This window comes from Lysinibacillus sp. RU7 (assembly GCF_057837305.1).
Window position 1 is genome coordinate 1 of the sequence record NZ_JBYQFK010000191.1, and the last position, 257, is coordinate 257.

Annotated in this window: 1 protein-coding gene; it reads right to left on the reverse strand. The window is 57.6% G+C overall.

Going from position 1 to position 257, the window contains the following annotated elements; all coding sequences use genetic code 11:
* Positions 1–3: 3 nt before the first annotated feature.
* Positions 4–257: CorA family divalent cation transporter (locus tag AC3II9_RS22055; protein WP_489158866.1), on the reverse strand; the 254-nt coding region annotated here is incomplete at its 5' end.

A 257-nucleotide genomic window follows, 5' to 3' on the forward strand; every position in this document is an offset into this window, starting at 1 on the left:
TGCTCAAATCCACCGCGCCCGCTTGAAGCGGATGAAGAGAATCCCGCAAATGGTCGCAATGACGCCAAGGACCATCGGGTAGCCATATTGCCACTTGAGCTCGGGCATATGTTCGAAATTCATGCCGTATATTCCCGCAATCGCGGTCGGAACCGCCAGCAAGGCCGCCCAGGCAGCAAGCTTGCGCGTTGTCGAGCCAAGGCGCTGCTGTTCGAGAAGCGCACTTACCTCGAAAATCGACGACAGAAGGTCGCGCA